This window comes from Sphingomonas japonica (assembly GCF_006346325.1).
In the GTDB taxonomy this organism is placed as follows: domain Bacteria; phylum Pseudomonadota; class Alphaproteobacteria; order Sphingomonadales; family Sphingomonadaceae; genus Sphingomonas; species Sphingomonas japonica.
In genome coordinates this window covers 1561622-1580544 of sequence record NZ_VDYR01000001.1, presented here as the reverse complement: position 1 = coordinate 1580544, position 18923 = coordinate 1561622, and the positions used below count along the sequence as shown (strand labels likewise).

At 66.4% G+C, this 18923-nt stretch carries 15 protein-coding genes; 10 read left to right on the top strand and 5 right to left on the bottom strand.

Going from position 1 to position 18923, the window contains the following annotated elements; translation table 11 throughout:
* Positions 1-9 precede the first annotated feature (9 nt).
* Both FHY50_RS07820 and FHY50_RS07815 read right to left on the bottom strand, forming a co-directional pair.
* Positions 10-1077: an aldose epimerase family protein gene (locus FHY50_RS07820; RefSeq protein WP_244935311.1), complete on the bottom strand. Its 1068-nt coding sequence runs from the start codon at positions 1075-1077 to the stop codon at positions 10-12.
* Positions 1078-1125: 48 nt separating this feature from the next.
* A complete protein-coding gene (locus FHY50_RS07815; RefSeq protein ID WP_140047924.1) occupies positions 1126-3894 on the bottom strand; it encodes a TonB-dependent receptor in 2769 nt (922 codons plus the stop codon).
* Positions 3895-4068: 174 nt separating this feature from the next.
* Between FHY50_RS07815 and FHY50_RS07810 the strand changes: the two genes are divergently transcribed.
* Positions 4069-6303, top strand: a complete 2235-nt coding sequence (locus FHY50_RS07810; RefSeq protein WP_140047923.1) for an alpha-galactosidase — start codon at positions 4069-4071, stop codon at positions 6301-6303.
* On the opposite strand, the gene FHY50_RS07805 is transcribed toward FHY50_RS07810, so the two are convergent.
* Together FHY50_RS07805 and paaZ are read right to left on the bottom strand one after the other, a co-directional pair.
* The gene (locus FHY50_RS07805) at positions 6284-6796 is read right to left on the bottom strand and encodes a methylated-DNA--[protein]-cysteine S-methyltransferase (protein WP_140231088.1); all 513 of its coding nucleotides are present in this window, start codon (positions 6794-6796) and stop codon (positions 6284-6286) included. The genes FHY50_RS07810 and FHY50_RS07805 overlap by 20 nt on opposite strands.
* A 55-nt stretch (positions 6797-6851) precedes the next feature.
* Entirely contained in the window at positions 6852-8894 is a 2043-nt protein-coding gene (paaZ, locus tag FHY50_RS07800) for a phenylacetic acid degradation bifunctional protein PaaZ (protein ID WP_140047922.1), read from the bottom strand.
* 94 nt (positions 8895-8988) lie between these two features.
* Here paaZ and paaA point away from each other — a divergent pair, with 94 nt between their 5' ends.
* Genes paaA through paaE form a run of 5 tightly spaced genes read left to right on the top strand, consistent with a single transcriptional unit; the run spans position 8989 to position 12644 of the window.
* A complete protein-coding gene (gene paaA / locus FHY50_RS07795) occupies positions 8989-9981 on the top strand; it encodes a 1,2-phenylacetyl-CoA epoxidase subunit PaaA (RefSeq protein ID WP_140047921.1) in 993 nt (330 codons plus the stop codon).
* Complete coding sequence (gene paaB / locus FHY50_RS07790; protein WP_244935310.1) at positions 9978-10265, top strand: 1,2-phenylacetyl-CoA epoxidase subunit PaaB; 288 nt, start codon at positions 9978-9980, stop codon at positions 10263-10265. The genes paaA and paaB overlap by 4 nt, the downstream gene beginning before the upstream one ends.
* Positions 10265-11110 carry a 1,2-phenylacetyl-CoA epoxidase subunit PaaC gene (gene paaC, locus FHY50_RS07785; protein WP_140047919.1) on the top strand — a complete coding sequence of 282 codons (846 nt, stop codon included), beginning with the start codon at positions 10265-10267 and terminating at the stop codon, positions 11108-11110. Before paaB ends, paaC begins: the two co-directional genes overlap by 1 nt.
* A complete protein-coding gene (paaD, locus tag FHY50_RS07780; RefSeq protein WP_140047918.1) occupies positions 11104-11559 on the top strand; it encodes a 1,2-phenylacetyl-CoA epoxidase subunit PaaD in 456 nt (151 codons plus the stop codon). Before paaC ends, paaD begins: the two co-directional genes overlap by 7 nt.
* Positions 11560-11567: 8 nt before the next feature.
* Positions 11568-12644 carry a 1,2-phenylacetyl-CoA epoxidase subunit PaaE gene (gene paaE, locus FHY50_RS07775; RefSeq protein ID WP_140047917.1) on the top strand — a complete coding sequence of 359 codons (1077 nt, stop codon included), beginning with the start codon at positions 11568-11570 and terminating at the stop codon, positions 12642-12644.
* A gap of 16 nt (positions 12645-12660) precedes the next feature.
* Here the strand turns inward: paaE and FHY50_RS07770 are convergent, their stop codons facing one another.
* The gene (locus FHY50_RS07770) at positions 12661-13239 is read right to left on the bottom strand and encodes a TetR/AcrR family transcriptional regulator (RefSeq protein WP_140047916.1); all 579 of its coding nucleotides are present in this window, start codon (positions 13237-13239) and stop codon (positions 12661-12663) included.
* A gap of 245 nt (positions 13240-13484) precedes the next feature.
* Between FHY50_RS07770 and FHY50_RS07765 the strand changes: the two genes are divergently transcribed.
* From FHY50_RS07765 to FHY50_RS07750, 4 genes are all read left to right on the top strand, one after another.
* Entirely contained in the window at positions 13485-14672 is a 1188-nt protein-coding gene (locus FHY50_RS07765) for a hypothetical protein (protein WP_140047915.1), read from the top strand.
* Between the two features lie 69 nt (positions 14673-14741).
* Complete coding sequence (locus tag FHY50_RS07760; protein ID WP_140047914.1) at positions 14742-16151, top strand: M16 family metallopeptidase; 1410 nt, start codon at positions 14742-14744, stop codon at positions 16149-16151.
* Between the two features lie 14 nt (positions 16152-16165).
* A complete protein-coding gene (locus tag FHY50_RS07755) occupies positions 16166-17566 on the top strand; it encodes a M16 family metallopeptidase (protein WP_166745402.1) in 1401 nt (466 codons plus the stop codon).
* Positions 17567-17611: 45 nt separating this feature from the next.
* The gene (locus FHY50_RS07750; RefSeq protein ID WP_140047912.1) at positions 17612-18886 is read left to right on the top strand and encodes a DUF2254 domain-containing protein; all 1275 of its coding nucleotides are present in this window, start codon (positions 17612-17614) and stop codon (positions 18884-18886) included.
* The last annotated feature ends 37 nt before the right edge of the window (positions 18887-18923 follow it).

The window sequence follows — 18923 nt, the reverse complement described above, 5'->3', positions numbered from 1 at the left end:
TGGAAGCGCTCACCCGTCGGCGCTGAACGTCAGCCGAGTGACCGAACGCCACGTCTCGCCGGGATCGAGCCGCGTGGCCGGAAAGCCCGGACGATTGGGCGTATCGGGAAAATGCTGCGCTTCGATCGCGACGCCGCTGCGGCGGCCGCGGGCGAGACCGTCGTCTGGCAGTGCGTTGCCGCTATAGAGTTGCAGCCCCGGCACGCTGGTCGCGATTGCCATGCGCCGGCCGCTGCCGCGATGGCTGAGCACTGCGCTGGTGCGGTCGAGACGCGGCGTATCGAGTGCGAAGCAGTGGTTGTAACCGTCGCCTGCCTCGATCTGGGGATGATCGGCGTCGATCCGCTCGCCGATCGCGCGCGGTGTGCGAAAGTCGAACGGCGTGCCGACAACCGGCTCGAGCGTACCGAGCGGGATCGCATCGGGGGCGATCGGCAGATAGCGGTCGGCAGCGATCGTCAGCAGGTGGTCGGCGGCCGTTATGCTGTCACGTCCGGCCAGGTTGAAATAGCCGTGGCTGGTGAGGTTGACGTGGGTCGGCCGGTCGCTTGTCGCTTCGTACGCGATCTCCAGCGTGTCGCCGTCGATGATGCGGAACGTCGCCTGCACGGTCAGCGTGCCGGGAAAGCCCTGGTCGCCGTCGGCGCTCTCCAACTGCATCGTCACGCCATCGGTGACGAGCTGTGCATTCCACCGGAGCGCGTCGAACCCGACAACTCCTCCATGGAGATGGTGCGGCGGATCATTGGCGGCGACCCGATATTCGTGGCCGTCGAGCACGAAGCGTGCGCCGGCGATGCGATTGGCGAAGCGCCCGCAGGTCGCGCCGAGATAATGATGCGACCGCGCCGAACCGGCGACCGGATAATCGGCGAGATCGTGTGATCCGAGCAGGACATTGTCGACACCGCCGTCACGGTCGGGCGCCGAGATCGCGATCAGCGTGGCGCCGAGATCGGACAGGGTGACGGTCAGCCCTGTCCCGGCACCTAGGGTGAACAGCTGTGCATCGGTGCCGTTTGGCAAGGCGATCGATCGGCTGCGCACCACCACCATCGCCTGTTGCCTTCTGCTCACGAAATAAACGGCCGCGACCCTTCAGCCGCGACCGTCCCCCTTATTCGATCAGAAGCTGGCGCGCAGCCCGGCGGTGATGCGGCGTCCCTGGTCCGACAGCGTGATCAGCCGCTCCTCGAAGCGCGAGAAGCTGCGGAACTTCTCGTTGGTGAGGTTGAGGACTTCGCCGAAGAACGACAGCTGGTTGTTGATCTTGATGCTGCCGCTCAGGTCGACCTGGCTGTACGCGCCGATATTCTCCGGCTGGCTCTGCGGCCCGAAGGTCTGGCGCAGGAAGCCGTCGCGCCAGTTGTACGCGGCGCGGAACTGGAACAGCCCCTTTTCATAGAAGGCGATCAGGTTGGCCGAATCCGACAGCCCCTCGACATTGAACGTCTGGTTGCTGAGCGACGGATCGAACCGGATCGAGCTTTCGACCTTGGTATAGTTGGCGGAGACCCCGAAGCCGTCGAACGGTGCGGGCAGGAAGTCGAACGTCGTCTGCACCGCTGCCTCGAGCCCGTATACCTCGCCGTTCTGGGCGTTGTAGGGGCGGTTGGCGATGAAGGTCAGGCCGAAATACTCCTCCGGCTGCTGGCCCGAAATGATGAAGTTCTGCAGCTTCTTGTAGAAACCGTTGATGCTGACATAGCTCGACCGGTTGAGATAATAGTCGACCCCGGCATCGGCATTCCACGCCAGGAAGGGCTTCAGGAACGGATTGCCGCCGCTCACCGTATTCGAGTTGGGCGGGCGGAACACGAAGTCCTGCGACAGCCCCAGGCGGCTCAGCGTCGGCCGGGTCAGCGTGCGCGATCCGGCGAGGCGGAACACCAGATCCTCGGTGATGTTGAGCCGGAAATTGAGCGTCGGCAGGAAATAGGTGTAGCTGTTGTCGGCATCGACCGGGATGGTCGGGCTGTAGACCGGAACCGCCGCGGTCGGATCGGCGGGGTTCTGGATGATGTCGAGCAAGGTCACCGAATAACCGGTGGCGTGCAGGTCGGTGTGGATGACGCGCCCGCCCGCCATTGCCGTCCACCGGCTGCCGCCGAAATCACCCTCGAACGACGCCTGCAGATACGCGGCGAAGGTATTCTCGCGCACCGTGCCCGACCCGCGCTCGCGATCGATCGGATCGAGGCTGTTATTGTTCCCGCGATAGACGGCGAGGAAGCGGTTGCGCGCGTCGATCGCCGCCTGGCTTTCGTCGCCGACCTGCGAAACCGCGGCGTCCGACCCGTAATAGGCGACCAGCGCGTCGCGGTCGTAATCGAGCCACGTCATCGGACGGCCGAGTACGTCGGCGCTGAAATCGCTGAACAGCGATCCCGGCGCTTCGGCGAGATAGCCGCAATAGAAGCAGCCGAGCGGCTCGGGCGATTCGCGAACGATGCTGATCTTCTTGCGATTGGTGAACAGCACGCCGCCCTGCAGCTTGTCGAGCAGCCCGTCGATGTCCCAGGTCGCGTCGACCGTCGCCTGGTTGGTGGTGTCGCCGTTGCGGCCGCCGCGTTCCGAACAGCAATGCAGCAGGGGACGCGAACGGTCGTTTGCGGGAAGCACGTTGGTCATCGTCGGCAGCCCGCCGGGGCCGTCGAGGATGAAGGTTGGGGTGACGCCGACCTGACGCGTGCCGACCACGTAGAACAGCTGGTCGGCCGCATCTCGCGAGTTCGAATGCGCGCCATCGACGACGACCGTCAGTTCGTCATTTGGCGTCCAGGTGAAGTTGCCGCCGATCTGATAGGTGCGGGCATCCTGCGGCGCGGTCGATACGATATTGTCCGACGCCAGCCCGGCATTAGCAGTCGCGGGCAGCACCGTGAATTCGGTCGCGGTGCCATTGGCGTTGACCGTGGCATCGGTGATCCGGGCGGGATCGACATAATAGCCGAGCTGGTTGGTGCGGCTCGCCACCTTTTGCTGGGTATAGAGCGCGTCCATCGTGAATTTGAGCTGGTCGGAGAACACCCAGTCGAGCGCGAAGGTGCCGCCAATCCGCTCGCGGCTGCTGTCGGTGGCGGTGAAGTTGAGCGTGCGGGGCAGCGACACGCCGCTGGTGTCGGTCGCGCCGTCGCCGTCGGTGTCGATCGTCTGGTCGATGATCCAGCCATCGGTCGAGATGTTGGTCAGGTTGAAATTGCGCTTGTCGTAGACCGCGCTGACCAGCACGCCGAACGTCCGATCGGCGTTGCTATGGCTGAGCACGCCCGACAGGAACGGCGTGATCTCTTCCGACGTACTGTCGTGGCGACCGGCGGCGCTGCCCGCGAAATGGGTGCCGGCGCGATCGGTCGGGCGCGCGGTGCGCAGGATCACGGTCGAACCGATGCCGCCTTCCTGCAGCCGCGCTTCGGACGATTTATAGACTTCGGCGCCGCTGATCAGTTCGGACGAGAGGATGTCGAACGAAAAGGAGCGTCCGCCGACCTCGGTCGACAGCAGGCGGTTGTTGAGCAGCACCGTGTTGAATTCCGGCCCCAGTCCGCGAACGGTGATGCCGCGGCCCTCGCCGTTGACGCGGTCGATCGACACGCCGGAGATGCGCTGCAGCGACTCGGCGATGTTGGCATCGGGGAAATCGCCGATGTCCTCGGCGGAAATGGCATCCACCACGCCGATCGCGTCGCGCTTGATATCGAGCGCGTTCTCGAGGCTGGCGCGGATGCCGGTGACGACGATTTCTTCGCCTTCCTGGTCGAGCGCCGGATCGGCAGAGGAGTCGTCGGAAGTCTGCAACGGATCGGTCGTCTGCGCGGCGGCGGGGGCCACCCAGGCAAGCGTCGTGACCCCTGCGAGCAAAATGGCCAGACTGCGTGCGTTCGTCATGCTCATGGTTCCCCTCCTTGATCCGCGGCCTCTCCCGCTTGCAGATTAAATATGATATTAAATCGACCTTGTCGAGTGACTTTTTTGGCGACATGCGTCGAGCTAAGCGTTAGCTAGCGCCAAACTCCGCGATGCCGAGCGATGTGGGGTTCATTTATGTATGATAAGACGGAGGGGTCGATGAAGCGACGACATTGGCAGGCACTGGCGGCAGCAAGCGCGCTGCTGAGCCCGGGTGCGGCGCTCGCACAGGCCAGCTACGATGCCGGAACGCGCATCTTCCGCCTCGACGGCGCCGACGTCACCTACGCGTTCAAGATCAATGCCAGCGGCATGCTGCAATCGGTCTACTGGGGCAAAAGGCTGCACAAAGGCGACCCGCTCGAGGCGCCCGAACTGTCGGGGCATAGCGGCTTCGACGTCGTCACCAATATCGTGCCGCAGGAATATGCCGGGCAGGGCGGGGGCCTCTATGCCGAACCGGCGCTCAAGGTCAGCTACCCGGACGGCAACCGCGATCTGGTGCTCAACTATCGCAGCCACGAAATCGACGGCGACGAAATCCGCGTCTTGCTTTCGGATATCGACCGGCCGCTGGAAGTTACGCTGCGCTATCGGATCGATCGCGACACCGGCGTGATCGGTCGCTCGGCGGTGATCGAGAACAAGGGCACTGCCGACGTCCGCGTCGATCAAGCGGCGGCGGCAGGCTACACCCTCCCGGTCGCCAACGACTATCAACTCCACTATTCGACCGGGCGCTGGGCGGCGGAATGGACGTTGCAGCAGCGCGCGCTCAAGCCCGGTTCGACCGTGCTCGAAAGCCGCCGCGGATCGACCGGCAGTCAGAACAATCCGTGGTTCGCGATCACCCGCGCCAACACCACCGAGGAAAGCGGCCCGGCCTGGATCGGCGCGCTGGCGTGGAGCGGATCGTGGCGGATCACCCTCGACCAGGACGTGACCGGGCGCATCCGCATCGTCGGCGGCTACAATCCGTTCGACTTCGCCTATCGCCTGCAGCCGGGCGCTAAGCTGCTGACCCCGACCTTCTACGTGGGCTATTCGGATGTCGGGATGGGGGAGGCGTCGCGCATCTTCCATCGGTTCCAGCGGCAGGAAATCCTGCCCAAGCATGACGGGCTGGAATCCGAAGGCCGCAAGACCGAGCGTGCGGTGCCGCTGCGCAAGATCCTCTACAATAGCTGGGAAGCGACCGAGTTCGACGTCAACGCGGCCGACCAGATCGCGCTCGCGGAGCGCGCCGCGACGCTGGGCGTCGAGCGCTTCGTGATGGACGACGGCTGGTTCGGCGCGCGCAACAACGACAGCGCAGGGCTGGGAGACTGGGCGGTGAACCCCACCAAGTTTCCCGAGGGCCTTACCCCGTTGATCGACCGGGTGAAGGCGCTCGGCATGGATTTCGGGCTGTGGGTCGAGCCCGAGATGATCAATCCCGATAGCGACCTGTTCCGCGCCCATCCCGAATGGGTGATGCAGTTCGACGGACGCCCGCAGACGCAGGGGCGCAACCAGCTAGTGCTCAATCTCGCGCGCACCGACGTGCGCGATTACGTCCTTGCCGCGCTCGACAAGCTGCTGCGCGAGAACGACATCGCCTTTCTGAAATGGGACTATAACCGCAACTGGTCCGAGCCCGGCTGGCCGGATGCGGAGGTCGATGATCAGCAGACGCTGTACGTCGCCTATGTCCACAATCTCTATTACATCGTCGACGAGCTGCGAAAGCGCCATCCGACGATCGAGATCGAAAGCTGTTCGGGCGGCGGCGGGCGCGTCGATCTTGGCATCATGGCGCGCACCGATCAGGTGTGGCCGTCGGACAATACCGACCCGTTCGATCGCATGCAGATCCAGGACGGCTTTACCCAGGCCTATGCCCCCGGCGCGATGATGGCGTGGGTCACCGACAGCCCGAACTGGGTCAACCAGCGCCAGACGACGCTGGCGTTCCGCTTCCTGTCGGCGATGCAGGGCGGGCTCGGCATCGGCACCGACCTGAACGACTGGCAGGAGATCGATTTCACGATCGCGAAGCGCTATGTCTATGCGTACAAGCAGATCCGCGAGACGGTGCAGCGCGGCGACCTCTATCGCCTCAATCGCGCCAACGATGCGGATGCGCGCTGGAGCAACCTCTACGTCGCGGCCGACCGCAGCCAGGCGGCGCTGTTCACATTGGTCGGATCGACGCACAAGCTCGACACGATGTCGGCGATCCAGCTGCGCGGGCTCGACGCTGACGCGCAATATCGGATCGAGATGATGGACGGCGCGGCGCTGCCGGCGACTGTGCCGGTCAACGCCAGCGGCGCATACTGGATGAACCACGGCGTCGACGTGACGCTGCGCGGCGATTTCCAGGGGATGGGCTTCATCCTGACGCGAATGTAGCGTCGCTGCTTTCGTGAGCGAGCAGCCATTTCTTGACGCCAAGCCCGCCGGCAAAGCCGGTGAGCTTTCCGCTCGCGCCGATCACGCGGTGGCACGGCGCGAGGATCGAGATCGGGTTGCGCCCATTGGCGGCACCGACCGCGCGGGTGGCGGTGGGGCGGCCGATCTGCGCGGCGATGGCTGCGTAGCTGCGCGTCTGGCCGAACGGAATGGTCAGCAGCGCCGCCCAGACCTGCCGCTGGAACGCGGTGCCGGCGAAGTCGAGCGGCACGGTGAATTCGGTGCGCTCGCCGCGGAAATATTCGGTGAGTTGCGCTTCGGCCAGATCGAGGATCGGATGGTCCGCGGCGTCGTCCATCGCGCCGAGCGGAACCCGCGTCGGAGCGTCGTCGGGCCACAGCACTGCCGCCAGCCCGGCATCGCGCGCGACCAGCGTCAGCGTGCCGATCGGCGAGGACAGGCGACGTGCGGCAAGCGGCTTGGCGGTGCGCATCGACATCTCGCAATGATAACCGCAAGCCGCATCCTTGCCATCCCGGCGCTTGCGCTCAAACCAGCGCGTTCATCGTCAGCAGGTCGTAGGTCGCCACAAGGTCGCCGTCCTGATTGGTCACCCGCACGTTCCAGCGCACTTCGCCCATTTCGTCGGTCTTGAGCACTTTCGACTTGCACGTCAGCACCGCCTGCATGGCTTCACCAGGCTTGAGGGGCTGGACGAAGCGCAGGTTCTCGAGCCCGTAATTGGCGAGCACCGGGCCGGGGGCGGGATCGACGAACAGCCCGGCGGCGAAGGCGAGGATGAGATAGCCATGCGCGACGCGCCCGCCGAACAGCGGATTTGCGGTCGCGGCCTCCTCGTCCATATGCGCGTAGAAGGTGTCGCCGGTGAAATGCGCGAACTGCTCGATGTCGGCAAGCGTCACGGTACGCGGCGCAGTGCGGACGCTGTAGCCGGGCTCGATCTCGGTAAAGGTCAGGCGGAAGGGATGGCGGTCGCCCTCAACGATCGGGGCGCCGGGAAGCTGTTGGCGCACCACTTTCGACAGCAATGCCGGGCTACCCTGGAGCGCGGTGCGCTGCATGTAATGCTTGACCCCGCGCAGCCCGCCAAGCTCCTCGCCGCCGCCTGCACGGCCGGGGCCGCCGTGGACGAGCACCGGCAGCGGCGAGCCGTGCCCAGTCGATTCCCCGGCGCTGTCGCGGTCGGCAAGGAGGATGCGGCCGTGGAATGCTCCGGCGCCGAGCGTGACGTCGCGCGCGACCGCGGCATCGTGCGTGAACACCGACATCACCAGCGATCCCTTGCCGCGATTGGCGAGCATGACCGCGTCGTCGAGGTCGCGATACGGCATCAGCGTTGCGACCGGTCCGAACGCCTCGACCTCGTGGATCAGGCTGGCGCTGCCGGGGTCGTCGGCGCGCAGCAGCAGCGGCGACAGGAACGCGCCGCTTTCGAGGCCGTCGCCGGTCAATGCGACATCGCTCAATGAACCGTGCACCAGCCGTGCCTCGGCCGCCAGCTCGGTCACGCGCGCGCGGACATCGTCGCGCTGGGCGCGGCTGACCAGCGCGCCCATGCGCACGCCCTCGACGGCGGGATCGCCGACGACGATCTTCGCGAGCCGGGCCGACACTGCATCCTGAACGTCGTCGATCAGCGACGACGGGACGAGCGCGCGGCGGATCGCGGTGCATTTCTGGCCGGCCTTGACGGTCATCTCGCGCACCACCTCGCGCACGAACAGGTCAAATTCAGGGCTGCCCGGCTCGGCGTCAGGGCCCAGGATCGAGGCATTCAGCGAATCGCGCTCGGCAGTGAAGCGCACCGCCTCGCGCGCGATCACCGAATGGTTCTGCAGCTTCTGCGCGGTTGCCGCCGATCCGGTGAAGGCGACGACGTCCTGTCCGCCGAGATGGTCGAGCAGGTCACCGGCCGAACCCGACACCAGTTGCAGCGCGCCTTCCGGCAGCAACCCGGTGTCGAGCAATAGCTGCACGCACGCTTCCGAGACATAGCCGGTGGCCTGCGCCGGCTTGACGATCGCGGGCATCCCGGCGAGCCAGGTGGGGCCAAGCTTTTCGAGCATGCCCCATACCGGAAAGTTGAAGGCATTGATGTGGACCGCGACGCCGTGGCGCGGGCTCAGGACGTGCTGGCCAACGAAACTGCCGCCGCGCCCGAGCGGTTCGGGTTCGCCGTCGATCCACAACTGGTCGTCGGGCAGCTCGCGCCGCCCTTTCGATGCGTAGGAGAACAGCGTGCCCGCACCGCCCTCGATATCGATGGCATTGTCGCTGCGCGTCGCGCCGGTCGCTACAGCTAGTGCGTAAAGCTCTTCCTTGCGTGCCATTACCGCCTGCGCCAGCGCCTTGAGCATCGCCGCGCGTTCGCGGAACGTCATGGCGCGCAAGGCGGGGCCGCCGACGCGCCGCGCGAAGCTGACCATCGCGCCGAAATCGAGCCCATCGCTGCTGGTCTGCGCAACGACGGCCCCGGTCAGTGCAGAGGCGACGGATTGCAGATTGGCGGCGGGCGTGTGCCAGCGACCCTCGGCGAAACTTTTGACGATAGAGATTGGTTGGGGCTGCATCGGTTGAGGATGCCGGGACGCAGCGAGACTCGCAAGGCGATTCATTGACCGATCGGTCGATTAATTGTACGATCGCTGCCGCAGGAGAGTGCAGATGTACACCACTGAACTTGGCAAGAACGACCCGAAAGCGCCGGTACCGATCGGTCAGGAAGACCCGGCCCTGCTCGAAGCGTTCGAGGCGCGCGTCGCCGCCGACGAATTCATCGAGCCCAAGGACTGGATGCCCGAGGCGTATCGCAAAACATTGGTGCGCCAGATCTCGCAGCACGCGCATTCCGAGATCGTCGGCATGCTTCCCGAGGGCAACTGGATAACCCGCGCGCCGTCGCTGCGGCGCAAGGCGGTGCTGCTCGCCAAGGTCCAGGACGAGGCCGGGCACGGCCTGTATCTCTACTGCGCGGCCGAGACGCTGGGCACCAGCCGCGATCAGATGACCGAGGCGCTGCTTGCCGGGAAAGCCAAATATTCGACGATCTTCAACTATCCCACGCTGACCTGGGCCGACATGGGCGCGATCGGCTGGCTGGTCGACGGTGCGGCGATCATGAACCAGGTGCCGTTGCAGCGCACATCCTATGGCCCCTACGCCCGCGCGATGGTCAAGGTGTGCAAGGAAGAGAGTTTCCACCAGCGCCAGGGCTATGAGATCATGACCGTACTGGCAGGGGGTACTCCCGAGCAGAAGGCGATGGCGCAAGACGCGCTCGATCGCTGGTGGTGGCCGTCGCTGATGATGTTCGGCCCGCCCGACGACAATTCGCCCAATACCGCGCAGTCTATGCGCTGGCGGATCAAGCGCGACACCAACGACGCGCTGCGCCAGAAATTCGTCGATATCACCGTACCGCAGGCAGAGTTCCTGGGGCTGAGCGTGCCCGATCCCGACCTTGCGTGGAATGCGGACAAGCAAGGCTATGATTTCGGCGCGATCGACTGGGACGAATTCTACGCGGTGGTGCGCGGCGAGGGACCGGTTGCCAAGGAGCGGATGGCGGCGCGGCGCCAGGCATGGCAGGACGGCGCGTGGGTGCGCGAAGCCGCCGATGCGCATGCGGCCAAGCGCGCCGCGAGGATCGCCGCGTGAGCCAGCCCGACTGGCCGCTGTGGGAAGTGTTCCTGCGCTCGAAGGGTGGCTTGAGCCACCGCCATGTCGGGTCGGTCCATGCGCCCGACGGCGAACTGGCGGTGCGTCATGCACGCGACGTCTACACCCGGCGGATGGAGGGCGTCAGCCTTTGGGTCGTGCGTTCCGCCGACATCGTCGCGTCCGATCCCGATCAGGCGGGCCCGATGTTCGCGCCTGCCGAGGACAAGGTCTATCGCCACCCGACCTTTTACCAGATTCCCGACGGCGTGAAGCATATCTGATGCCGTCGCTGCCGACCATCCAGCCGCAGGACGAGGCGCGCGCCGACCGTGCGTCGCATGCGGGCACATTCGATGCGCCCGTCGCCGACGACCACCGTGATGCGCATTTCGACTATCTCCTGCGCCTGGGCGACGACGCGCTCATTCTTGGCCAGCGGCTGAGCGAATGGTGCGGGCATGCGCCTGCGCTCGAGGTCGATCTCAGCCTCGCCAATATCGGCCTCGACCTGATCGGGCAGGCGACACTGTTTCTCGATCACGCCGCCAGCGTCGAGGGGGCGGGGCGCGACGCCGATGCGCTGGCGTTCCGGCGCGACGTGCTGCAGTTCCGCAATTGCGTGATGGTCGAGCAGCCCAACGGCGACTTCGCGCGGACGATGGCGCGGCAGTTCCTGTTCTCCACCGCGCACGTGCTGCTGCTCGACGCGCTGACCGCATCGGCCGACCCGCAGATCGCGGCGATCGCGGCAAAGGGCGTCAAGGAAGTGCGCTATCATGCCGACCTGTCGGCCGACTGGGTGATCCGGCTGGGTGACGGCACCGACGAGAGCCGGGCGCGCATGATCGACGGGTTCGACTGGCACTGGCGCTTCGTCGACGAACTGTTCGCGATGGATGCGATCGAGGAACGGATGGTCGCGGCCGGCATCGCTGCCGACCGCGCAGCGCTGCGTCCCGCATTCGACGCCCGGCTGCAGGCGGTACTGGACGAGGCGACCATTCCTGTTCCCGAACTGCCGCGCGCGGTGGTCGGCGGGCGCAAGGGACACCATAGCGAGCATCTCGGGCATCTGCTGGCAGTGATGCAGCATCTGCCGCGCAGCTATCCCGACGCGACATGGTGACGGCTGAAGCAATCGACGAAGCCGCGGTGCTGGCGGTCCTTGCCGATGTTCCCGATCCCGAGATCCCGGCGGTATCGGTGGTCGACCTTGGCATCGTGCGCGGGGTGCGGGGCGGACGCGTGCTACTGACGCCGACGTATAGCGGCTGTCCGGCGACGCTGGCGATCGAGCAGTCGGTGCGCGACGCGCTCGACGCGGCGGGAATGCGCGGCGTCGGCATCGAAACGATACTGGCCCCCGCGTGGAGCACCGACTGGATCACCGAGGCGGGGCGCGCCAAGCTGGCGGCATACGGCATCGCCCCGCCTTCGACTGCGCCGACCGCGACCTGTCCGCAGTGCGGATCGATCGACACGGTCGAGGTCAGCCGATTTGGATCGACGCCGTGCAAGGCGCTGTGGCGCTGCCGGACCTGTGCCGAGCCGTTCGACCGTTTCAAATGTCATTGAGGGGCGGGATGTCCGACCAGTTCCACCGCCTGACCATCGCCGAAGTCCGGCGCGAGACCGATGATGCCGTGTCCGTGCGCTTCGCCGTACCCGAAAATGCTGCGCAGCATTTTTCATTTCGTGCGGGCCAGCATGTCACGCTGCGCGCCGAAATCGACGGTGAGGAATTGCGCCGCAACTATTCGGTGTGCGTCGCCCCGCACGAGGGCGAGCTGCGCGTCGCGATCAAGTCGATCGCCGGCGGGCGGTTCTCGACCTGGGCAAATGCTGCGCTTGCCGCGGGCCAGCAGATCGAGGTGATGGCGCCGCATGGCAGCTTCACCTGGCGCTTCGACGTCGCGGCTGCGCGCGACTATGTCGGGTTTGCCGGCGGGTCGGGGATCACGCCGATCCTGTCGCTGCTCAAGACCGCGCTCGCCACCGAGCCGCTCAGCCGCTTCACCTTGCTCTACGGCAATCGCCACTCGGCCGGCATCCTGTTCCTGGAGGAAATCGCCGCGCTGAAGGATCGGTATCTCGACCGGCTGGTGGTTCACCACTTCCTCGAGGACGAGGAGGAGGACGTCGCCTTGTTCAACGGGCGGCTCGACGCGGCCAAGGTCGGCGACGTGCTGGCGGGGCTGGTCGATCCGGCGCGGATCGATGCAGCGTTCATCTGCGGTCCCGGACCGATGATGGACGCAGTCGAGGCGGGACTGCGCGGGGCGGGGGTCCCGGCCGAGCGCATCCTGATCGAACGCTTCACCGCCGGACCGCAGACCGCCGAGCAGCTGGCGCATGCCCGCGCCGCGCAGGCCGAGGCGGCGGGGCGCACCGTGCAGGTGACGCTCGACGGGCGCAGGCGCACGCTGCGCTTCGATCCTGACAAGGGCAGCATTCTTGAGAACGCGCGCGCTGCGGGACTGCCGGCGCCTTTCGCGTGCAAGGCCGGGGTCTGCGCTACCTGCCGCGCGCAGGTGGTGGCAGGCGAGGTCTCGATGCAGGCCAATTACGGGTTGAGTGCCGAGGAAGTCGCGGCCGGATATGTGCTGACGTGCCAGGCAGTGCCGCTGACCGACGATGTCGCGCTGGATTACGACGCATAGCCTGAACTGCCGCCGTTCAGCCCGGCTTGGCCACCATCTCCAGCGCCATATCGGCGATCGCGTCGGCACTCAGCGCGCCGGCAGGATCGAACCAGGTGTGGGTCCAGTTGATCGCACCGAACAGCAGCATGGTCTGCGCCGTTGCCCGATCGGCGGCGAGCATTGGGTCGATCTCGATCAGCAGCGCCCGCACTGCTTCGACGATCCCGCGCTGTTTGGCGACGATCGTCCGGCGGCGCTCCGGCGGCAGGTTGGCGAGTTCGTTGAGCAGGACTTTCTGCCGGTCGGCGGCACCGACATAATGCGCCATGAATTTCTGGAGCAGCAGCCGCAACCGTCCCGTCGCCCCCTCCGTCGAAGCGCGCACCGCCGCAACGTCATCGACCAGTTGATCGACATGCGACGCCATCACCGCATACAGCACGTCCTCCTTGGACGGATAATAATGATAGATCAGCGATTTGGACGTCTCGCACGCGGCGGCGATGTCGGCGATCGAGGTGCCGCGAAATCCTGATCCCGCGAACAGCCGTGCAGCGCGATCGACGATCGCTGCCTGGCGTTGTTCGAAATCGGCGGCCTGGGTTCGGGCCAAGATGCGCTCCGCAAGATATCCGCGTCCCGGCTAGTCGAGCAGGGCGTCGGTGTCGACATCCGCCGCCGCAGCTTCGGATTGGCGCTCGATTTGCTCGGTCCATCGCATCGTCGAAGATCGCGCAAGGGCTTTGCCGCGCCGGGCAGTATGGCGCGAGGATGCATCGTTCCCGCGACTTACGAAGAATCACCGCCGTCCTGTTGGCGTCATCGGCGTTCTGCGCGGCCGCCCCCGCTCGGGCGCAGGTGATCCCGGGCATCACGCCAACCCCTACACCGACGCCGCAGCCAAGCCGCATCACGCCGCCGATCACCTATTCGCTGCCATCGGGAAGCGGCAGCACGCCAGCGCCGACTCCAGCGCCAGCGCCGACGCCTTCGCCCACGCCTGTGGAGCAGGCGCCTGCAACGGCGGCGGACCCGGTGGTGGTCGTGCCACCGCGCGCGACCGCGCCCCCGCGTGCGACACCCGCACCGGATCGCCGCGCTGCAACCGCCGATCCGGTCGCGACCGAGACTGCGCCGGTCGAGGCTCCGGTTTCCGATCAGCCCGCCGCCACGCCGGTCACTGCGCCGTCGCCGGTCGAACCGTCCGCCGAACTCCCGCCGCAGCAATCCGGGATGCCCGATACAGGGTCCGCGGCCGAACCTCGCGACGATGCCAGTGGCTGGCCGTGGCTGCTGGGGATCGCGGCGGTGCTGGTCGCGGTCGGCGGCATTGCCTTTGCCCGCAAGCGCGGCCGCGGCAGCGACGAAGCGGAGGAGGAGGAGACAACAGTCATCGCCGAGCCGGAGCCGCCAATCGCTGCGCCGGCAATTCCGGTCGCATCCCGAACGTCGCCATCCGCCTCTCCGGAAGTGGCGGCGCCTCGGGCCCCCGCGTTCCTGACCCCGGCATCGCGACCCGCCACGGCGGCGGCTCCGCTCGATATCGCGCTGGTTCCGCATCGCGCGGGCATGACGATACTCGAAGGCGTCGTCGATTTCTCGATCGTCGTCACCAACCGCGGCGAGGCGCGCGCCGAGCACATCCTGTTGTCGGCATTCCTGCGCACCGCGCATGCCCAGCAGGATGCCGAGATTGCCGCGCTGCTCGGCGAAATTCCCGATCCGCGCACGCACAATCCGTTCGCGCTCGCGCCGGGTGAGTCGCGTCGGTTCGACGCCGGGCTGACCATTCCCAAGGCGATGATCCACGCCGTCGCAGCGGGCGAGCGCCGCGTGTTTGTGCCGCTGCTGGTCGTCGGCGCTCGCTTCCGTTCGGGGCTGACCACCGGCAAGCGCGCGTCGGCGGCGTTCCTGATCGGCCGCGAGCGCAGCGGGAGCGACCGGCTCGGCCCGCTGCCGTTCGACGGCGAGCCGCGGATGTTCGATCGGCTTGCGGCGCGGCAGCACGTCTCGCCTGCGGCACCGCCGCTGCGCATGGCGGGATAGTCAATCCGGTTGCACGATTCACTGGTTGCTGTAGCATCGCGCTAACACAGTTCGATGGGGGAGTCGGCGATGCGAGCGAGACTTGGATTGGCGTTGATGGCGGGCGCGGCGGCGCTGATGCCGGGGGCCGCGATCGCCAAGGATCCGCCGCAGGCGCAGGCCGCAGCGGCGCGGCTGGCAGTCGACATGCAGTATTTCACGCTGCCCAGCGGGCTCAAGGTCGTGCTGTCGCGCGACACGCTGGCGCCGACGGTGACGGTCGGCGTCTATTACGGTATCGGTTTCCGCGTCGAGCCGCGCGACCGCACCGGGTTCGCCCACCTGTTCGAGCATCTGATGTTCCAGGGATCGGCAAACGCGCCCAAGGGCGTATTCGACACCACCATCACCAATGTCGGCGGCCTCAACAACGGCTCGACCCGGTTCGACTTCACCAATTATTTCGAGATCACGCCGTCGAACGCGCTCGAACGGCTGCTGTGGCTGGAAGCCGATCGCATGGCGCGGCCGGTAATCGACGATGTGGTCCTCAAGAACCAGCAGGGCGTCGTCGCCAACGAGGTCAAGGTCAACGTCCTCAACCAGCCCTATGGCGGCTGGCCGTGGATCGACCTGCCGATGCTCGCCAACACCAACTGGCACAATGCGCACAATTTCTACGGCGAGCTCGACCAGCTCGAAGCAGCGACGGTGGCGGATTCGAAGCAATTCTTCGACAACTACTATCGGCCGTCCAACGCGGTGCTCGTCGTCGCCGGCGACCTCGACTATGCGGCGACGCGCGCAATGGTCGAGAGATATTTCGGCGCGATGCCCAACAAGCCCAAGGTCGCGCAGCCCGATATCTCCGAACCGCGCCAGACCGAGGCCAAGTTCAAAAGCCGCGTCGACAAGCTCGCGCCGCGCCCCGGCTATTCGGCGGGCTATCACGTGCCGCCGCGCGGCACCCCCGAATGGTATGCGATGGGGCTGATCGACATGATGCTGGTGCAGGGCGACGACAGCCGTCTCCATGCCAAGCTGGTGCAGGAGGAGGGCGTCACTGGATCGGTCGATGGTGGTATCAACGCGCTGGGCAACATGTTCAATTACAAGGGGCCGATGCTGTGGGCGTTCAGCTTCCAGCACGATCCCACGATCGGCCATGAAGCGATCACGAAGCTGGTCGACAGCGTCGTCGAGGATCTGCGCTCGAAGCCCGTTGCCACCGCCGAACTCGAGCGCGCGCGGACCAAGATGCGCTCGGCGCTCTACAGCACGGTCGACGGGCCGGGGCGTGTCGGGCTGATCGATCTGCTCGCGGTCTATGCGCTGTTCGACGACGATCCGCAGGCGATCAACCGCATCGAGGACGGGTTCGCCAAGGTCACGCCCGCGCTGATTCAAAAGACCGCACAGGAATATCTGCGCCCGACCAACCGGTCGATCCACGTCATCCAGCCGGGCGCCGCGGCACCCGCCGCCGCGGGAGCACAATGATGTCGAGCCTTCGCATGATTTTCGCCGCGGCGTTGCTGGCAGGCATCGCTGCCCCGGCGATCGCGCAGCAATTCCCGCCCGCGCCGCCGATCGGCGAGCCAAAGCCGTTCAACGTCCCGGCGTATGAGAGTTATACGCTGGCCAACGGCATGGAGGTGACGCTGATCCCCTACGGCGTCACGCCGAAGACGGTGGTGTCGCTGCGCATCTATGCCGGCGCGGTCGACGAAGGCGGCGACACGTGGCTGTCCGACCTGACTGCCGACATGATGAAGCAGGCGGCGGGCAATCGCGATGCCGCGGCGATCGCGACCGCCGCGGCCGACATGGGCGGCGGGCTTTCGACCGGGGTGAGCGGCGACGTCACCAGCGTGTCGATGAACGTGCTGTCCGAACACGCCGCCGACGCGATCGCGCTGGTCGGCGACGTCGCGCGTCGTCCGGCGTTTCCGGCGGGCGAGCTCGCGCGTGTGAAGGGCAACTGGTCGCGGCAGCTGGCACAGGCCCTGGCTGATCCGGGCAGCCTGGCCGACGCCGCGCTGGCCCGGACCTATTACGGGACGCAGCATCCATATGGCTCGCTGTTCCCAAGCGCGGCCAAGCTCGACGGCTATACGATCGATCAGGTGAAGCGCTTCTATGCCGACAATTTCGGTGCGAAGCGCGCGCGGCTCTACATCGCCGGCAAGTTCGATGCCGCGTCGGTCAAGGCCGCGGTGGAGGCGGCATTCGGCGACTGGAAAGCGGGTGCGGAGCGGCGGATGTTGCCGCCGACCCCCGTCAAGGGACCGCAGCTTGTGCTGGTCGATCGCCCCGGCGCGCCGCAGACGACGCTGCGCATCGCCTATCCCGCGCCTGCTCCCGGCACGACCGGCGATATCCCGCTGCGCGTCACCGACGCGCTGCTCGGCGGATCATTCAGCTCGCGCATCACCCGCAACATTCGCGAGGATAAGGGCTACACCTATTCGCCCTACTCGTCGTACGACCACACGCCCTATGGCGGCCGCTGGACGTTCAACGCCGACGTCACCACCGCGGTGACCGGCGCGTCGCTCAGCGAAGTGTTCAAGGAGATGCGCACGCTCCAGACCACGCCGCCGCCCGCCGAGGAAGCGACCGGCATGGGGCGGTACCTTGCCGGGCTGTTCGCGATCCAGAACGCCACCGCTCCCGCACTGGTCGGCACACTTGCCGAACGCGACGCCCTCGGGCTGCCCGACAATTGGCTGCAGAACTATGTCCCGGCGGTGCTGGCGGTGTCCCCGCAGGCGATGACGCAGGCGGCAGAGGCGACGCTGCCGATCGACCAGGCGACATTGGTGGTGGTCGGCGATCTGGCGACGGTCGAACCGCAGCTCAAGGCACTGCCGGAGTTGAAGGGCGCAACGTTCAAGCGGGTGACTGTGCCATAAGCCTATCGCATTGGACCCCGCCCTTGCCGCGGGGTAGGGAAAGCGATGGCAAGCACCAGCAACGCGTTGATTGGCCGGACCGGCTGGCTGCTGCGCCAGGTGGGCAAGCAGGTATGGTTGCGCACCGTATTGTTCAGCGTTGCGGCAGTGGCGGTCGCAGTCGTCGCTGCCATCATCTCGCCCTATCTGCCGTATCAGCCCGATCTGACGCTGGCATCCGGATCGGTACAGAGCCTCCTCAACATCATCGCATCGAGCATGCTCGCAGTGACGACGTTCTCGCTGTCGATCGCGGTGTCAGCCTATGCATCGGCGACTTCGAACGCGACGCCGCGCTCGACCAAGCTGTTACTGTCGGACCCCGTGGCGCAGAATGCGCTATCGACCTTTGTCGGCAGTTTCTTGTTCGCGATCGTCGGGATCATCGGGCTTTCGGCAGGGGTGTACGACGCTCGCGGCCGCGTGTTGCTGTTCTTTTCCACGCTGGTCGTCCTGGTACTCATCACCCTGGCGCTGCTGCGCTGGATCGACGCGCTCGGACGTTTCGGGAGAGTCGGAGACACCATTCACCGCGTGGAGAGGGCGACGATCGAAGCGCTGCGCGAGGCGGGCGCCCGCCCGGGATTGGGGGCATTGCCGCAACGTTCGGCGGGTCCGGGGGCTATCCCGATCCGGCATGAGCGGACGGGACCAATCACGCATATTGACTGCGGAGCGTTGCAGGAAATTGCCGAGGACAACGACCTGCGCGTCTATCTTCAGCTGCTTCCCGGGTCGGTGGTGCATCCGAACCGGACGCTTCTTTACGTCGAACCTTCGCCGGGCGACGCGGCGCGCGAGGAACTGCGCGACTGTTTCTCGATCGATCGCAACCGAGCGTTCGATCATGATCCGCGGTTCGGACTTGTGGTTCTGTCCGAGATCGCGTCACGGGCATTGTCGCCTGCGGTCAACGATCCCGGGACTGCGATCGAAGTGCTCGGCGCGGCGCTGCGCGCCCTGATCGAATATGGCGCGGCGCTGCGCGGTGCGGAGCAGCCCTGCTATGATCGCGTGTTCGCGCCGCGGTTGGCTGCTGATGATCTCTTCGCAATGCTGTTCGACCCCATCGTCCGCGATGGGGCTGCCATGTTCGAAGTGCTCGCGCGCGTGGTGCACTGCGTGGCGGCGCTGCGCGACAGCGATCCTGCCGTCATGGGCGAGGCGGCCCAGTCCATCGCCGGACATGCGCTCGCTTATGGCGAGGAGCGACTGGCGATGCCGTGGGAGCGGGCGGCACTAGCGGCGATTGCCGCCGAGCAGGGTTTCGCCGCACAATAACGAAAAAGGGGCGGTCCATCGCTGGACCGCCCCTCTT